Below are 4268 nucleotides of genomic sequence, written 5' to 3'. Positions count from 1 at the left end.
AGAAATCTGCTGGCCACGCCCAGATAGCAGCAGTGATAACGGCGGTGGGGCGGTCCAGCCCACCCGCTAGATAATCCCTACGGTGACCCTCTGCAACCCGAKGCAAAGCCCCAAAGTTCTGCTTACTTGTAACAACTGTCGCCGATTGGGTTTTTCACCAAGGATGGCGACCAAGTATAGTTTAGCACAGAGCAACTAAAGTTGCTTTAGGGCTTTTCCACCCCGTACTAAAGTACGGAGCTACCAAGCTAACCCTCTGTGTTGCTTCGCACCAAAAGTTCCAAAAAAAGTTTGATCTGCCTTTCCGGCTTTTGTCAGATACAGACACAGCAGTCGCCCAAGCCTATGGCAGTTATGGCTCGAAAACGTTTATGGGCAAGGAGTATTTAGGGGTGTATCGCGATACGTTTCTCATTGACCCAGAGGGTAAGCTGGCTGCGATCTACCGCCGTGTTAAACCCGATGCCCATATTGCCCAAGTGCTTGAGGATGTGGCACGGTTGCAGCAGGGTTGAGATATACGTTTGGCACCTTGACAATGAGTAGTAACTGGGACAATTTTCGCAAAAACTTGGGGGAGTGGCACGGTTCCTTTACTGCCATTGCCCCTGATGGTACGGTGGGGGAATCTGTGCCGTCGATCCTCTCGTTAACGGAGGTGGCGGATGGGTCGCGGGTGCGCTTTCAACTGCAACGGTTTGCTAAGGGGTTGAATCAGCCAGCCACAAGTAACACGGTGCAGGAGTATGCCACTATTGGTCGCCAGAATGTTTTTTTTGAAACGGGGGCGTTTTCTAAGGGGTCGTTGCAGGTAGCGCCGTTCGCTGAGTTTGGGGCGGAGTATGGGTTTGTGGTGGGGGATCGGCGGCTGCGGTTTGTGCAGTTGTTTGATAAGGGGCAACGGCTACAGTCAATGACGTTGATTCGCGAGTTTCGTGCAGGTTCTGAGGCCACTGAGCGACCTCCTTTGCAGGTGACACATCTTGTGGGGAAGTGGCAGGGAACCGCTTATACGGTGTATGCGGACTGGCGATCGCCCACGGAATCACCAACAACCCTGACGGTGTGGCAAGAGGGAACAGTGCTCCACCAATCCCTTGAGTGGCAGGATCAGCATCTCGCGACCACAGCGACCCTTGAGGGGGCACGGTTGTTATTTACAGATACCCCTGTGCCCAAGCAACTGCTGCTGTTACCGGATGGTACTGCGAGTTTAACCCCACTGCAGGTCTCCTTTCGTGAGCCGTTTTTTGTCGAAGTCAGTTGGTTATGGAGCGATGATCAGCGCCAACGCCTTATCCGTCACTATGGCGATCGCGGCGAGTGGGTGAGTGCTACCCTCGTGGTCGAAACGCGCGTGAGCTATAGCTAGTCCCTGTGGCCACTGCTAACAGTGGCAGGAGCCAATCGCCAAAGCGAGTATAGAGGGTGACGCTCTGGCGGCGATAGATGGTTTCGGCATGAATGACAAAGCGATCGGGGTCTGAGAGCCAACGGGTGGTGCCTGTTGGGTCAATCACTGCAGAGAGTCCGGTATTGGTAGCGCGCACTAACCAGCGATCGCCCTCAACGGCACGCAGGACATCATGGGCATGGTGCTGTGCCATTAACTGCTGCCGGTAGGGATCATTGTTGGCCACACTGAGAATAAATTCTCCCCCTGTTTGCACCTGAGCGCGGCTGCGGTGGGAAAAGGCCGATTCAAAACAAATCAACACCACGGCATTCCCCCAAGGGGTTCTAAACACTTGGTCGGGGTTACCGGGAATGAGGCGCGATCGCAGCGTGGACAGCCGCTGCACCACCCCCGATAACCAATCGGGAATATACTCCCCCAACAGGACTAAGTTCACTTTGTTGTAGCGGCTATAGACTTGGCCGTGCTGATCAAGGGTCAACAGTACCTGATAATGCCCGTCCGTCGTGGCCATAAACGTCCCCAGCCACAGGGGAACCCCGGCCTGTTGCACAGCGGTGCTCAGTCGATTTACCTGTTCGGGTTGCCAGAGAATCGGCAATGCCCCTTCCGGAGTCAGGACTGCCTCAACCCCAGTGGCCGCCAAGTCCTGATAACCGCGAGTATAGTCCTGCCAAGCGCGGCGAATTCCCTCAGGGGTTAATTTTTCTCGGGTGGGAATGTTCCCTTGAATGATACCCACGCGCAACCCCTCGCTGTGATCGGCGGGCACCGCCGCCGCCAGAGCAACGTTGAGCAATAGCGCGCTTCCTAGGAACACCACGCCATAGCGCCAGTAACGACGGTGATACCGTAATGCTAAAACGATCAGGCCATTCACCGCTAACACCACCGCTGTGAGGGTGGTTGGCCCCGCCAAGCGGCTCAACTGCACTAATCCGTGGGGGCTTTGGCTGAGGGATACACTAATCCACCATAGGGGGGAATAGCTCCACAGGGCTTCTAGGCCACACCAGAGGGTCACCCCCGCCAAGAGTTCTGGCCAAAGGCCATGGCCACAGACATACCGTGCCATCAACGCTGCCCAGACGATACTAAGAGTGGCTCCCCAGAGGGTTAGAAACAGCCAAATGCCTCGGGAAATGAGCCAACTCGGCAGCGGATCAATGCCAATCCAGGTCAAGGGGTGCAGATCCCACACCCATACTAGGCTACTGCCGTAAAACCCTAGCCCCCACCAGAGGCCAGCGAGCACTGCCGGTAGCCCGGCTCGCTGCATCTGGCAGACCCACCACAGGGGGGCTACCGCGCCAAAGGCCAGCCATCCCCAACCTACGGGTGGCAGCGCCCACTGCATGACAGCACCGGCCAGCAGAAGTCCTAGAGGGTGTCTGAGCTTAGACAATACTCTGGCGCTTGCGCTGTTCCTTGGGGGAAGGAGCCACATGCCACTGCCCTGCCTTGATAAGTTCCCGTTCCAGTAAAGCAAAAAAGCGTTGGCGATCGCTGCTGCGCACTACCGCTAAATTGTGCGCCTCCGCCAACGCCACTGGGTAGCCGTGTCCCTTTTGAATTTGGGAGGCAGTCAGGCTGATGGCCTGCGCAAGCAGATCGGTCTCCTTGGCCACCCACTGCGGAACCTCTAGGCGCACCACTTCACTGCCTGCGTGGAGGTAGCAACAGTAAATAGCATGATCACCGTAGTGCTCCAAAATAGGGCTGTAACTGCGCCAAAGGGGGCTGTACTGCTGCGGTGCAAGCCGGGCGTGCCACAGGAGTGTGTCGCGCAAGGGGTCAAAGGTCTGGCAGGGTAGCCGCTCTCTCTGGTTGGTGCAATGCTCTGCACAATTCGGCTCAGGATAGGGGCATACCCCCAAGCGCAGAAAATTCAGGGTTTCATGGCTGCGCGAGGCACTGATATACCCCACTAAGGGAATTCGCCGCTCCCGTAGCTGTTGCCACGCCTCGAGAATGGGGGCTAAGAGGATGTCGCGGGCAGCAGGAGCGAGGGTGCTCCAATACCAAAAGATTAATGAGCCATCCACTAGGGCAAGGGTGGGGGTCTCAGGATCGGTGGCCAACTCAGCTAGCGCCAGCATTTCAGCTTGGGTGCGGCGGTAACGCAGCCAGTCTTCGGTGGTAATGCCCCACGATCGCGATCGCCCCAGCTCCGCAGGGTCATAGACCAACTGCGGCAGACTATTTAACTGTGGGCGGCGCTGAGAACCGTAGGTGATGGCAACTCGGCCAATATTAATCAGGTAACAGTAGGCAATTTCGTGGTGGCTGGGGGCAATTTGTGAACCATCGGCAGCAATAACACCGTAGGGAAGACTGGCTGGGGAGACGGTGTGCACAGTAGTGAGGGGTTCGCTGGGTTCCGCAACCGCAAAGGCGAGGTGCTCACGCCACGTGGCTAAGAGGTGTCGATAATGGTCGAGTTGCCCAGCCATCGCGGCAAAAATATCAAGGGCGTGTGCCTGTTTCTGTTGGCTGGCGATCGCCCCTTGGCGAATGACCTGACCCACCTGCCCCATTTGCATTGCCACTTTGGTGAGATCGAGCATAGCCTTATCTAAATTATAGGAGTGATGTGGGCGGGCTAAAACCCCTCCGCTTTAGCGAGGGGATACAGCCAACTCAGGGGGCTTTAGCCCCTAGTAAGGTCATTAATGGATTAGGGAATTCCTGTCTGAGGAACCGTGCAGTTCGCCCCTTAATTCGATGMATTGMKKTGATAGGGTGCAATTGTTGGAGGGCAGTTAACAAAGAGGTGGACATGATCCGGTTCAATTGCCATGAACGCCTATTGCACCAATGCCTTGAAGACTACGCAGAAGTCACCATGGGG

The 4268-nt window shown here is 56.2% G+C and carries 3 protein-coding genes and 1 pseudogene; 2 read left to right on the top strand and 2 right to left on the bottom strand.

The window, feature by feature from the left end; genetic code table 11:
• Window positions 1-275: 275 nt before the first annotated feature.
• Together L5470_RS12560 and L5470_RS12555 are read left to right on the top strand one after the other, a co-directional pair.
• Window positions 276-515, top strand: a pseudogene (locus tag L5470_RS12560) (redoxin domain-containing protein); the annotation flags it as partial.
• A gap of 23 nt (window positions 516-538) precedes the next feature.
• Window positions 539-1372: a DUF3598 family protein gene (locus L5470_RS12555; protein ID WP_499500166.1), complete on the top strand. Its 834-nt coding sequence runs from the start codon at window positions 539-541 to the stop codon at window positions 1370-1372.
• On the opposite strand, the gene lnt is transcribed toward L5470_RS12555, so the two are convergent.
• Window positions 1335-2774, bottom strand: coding sequence for an apolipoprotein N-acyltransferase (gene lnt, locus L5470_RS12550; RefSeq protein ID WP_198406151.1), 1440 nt, complete (start codon window positions 2772-2774; stop codon window positions 1335-1337). The genes L5470_RS12555 and lnt overlap by 38 nt on opposite strands.
• A 40-nt stretch (window positions 2775-2814) precedes the next feature.
• Complete coding sequence (locus tag L5470_RS12545) at window positions 2815-3984, bottom strand: DNA double-strand break repair nuclease NurA (protein ID WP_099798416.1); 1170 nt, start codon at window positions 3982-3984, stop codon at window positions 2815-2817.
• Between the last annotated feature and the right edge of the window lie 284 nt (window positions 3985-4268).

The organism is Synechococcus sp. PCC 6717 (assembly GCF_022698185.1).
GTDB lineage: Bacteria > Cyanobacteriota > Cyanobacteriia > Thermosynechococcales > Thermosynechococcaceae > Thermosynechococcus > Thermosynechococcus lividus.
This window is presented reverse-complemented; position numbering and strand designations above follow the sequence as displayed.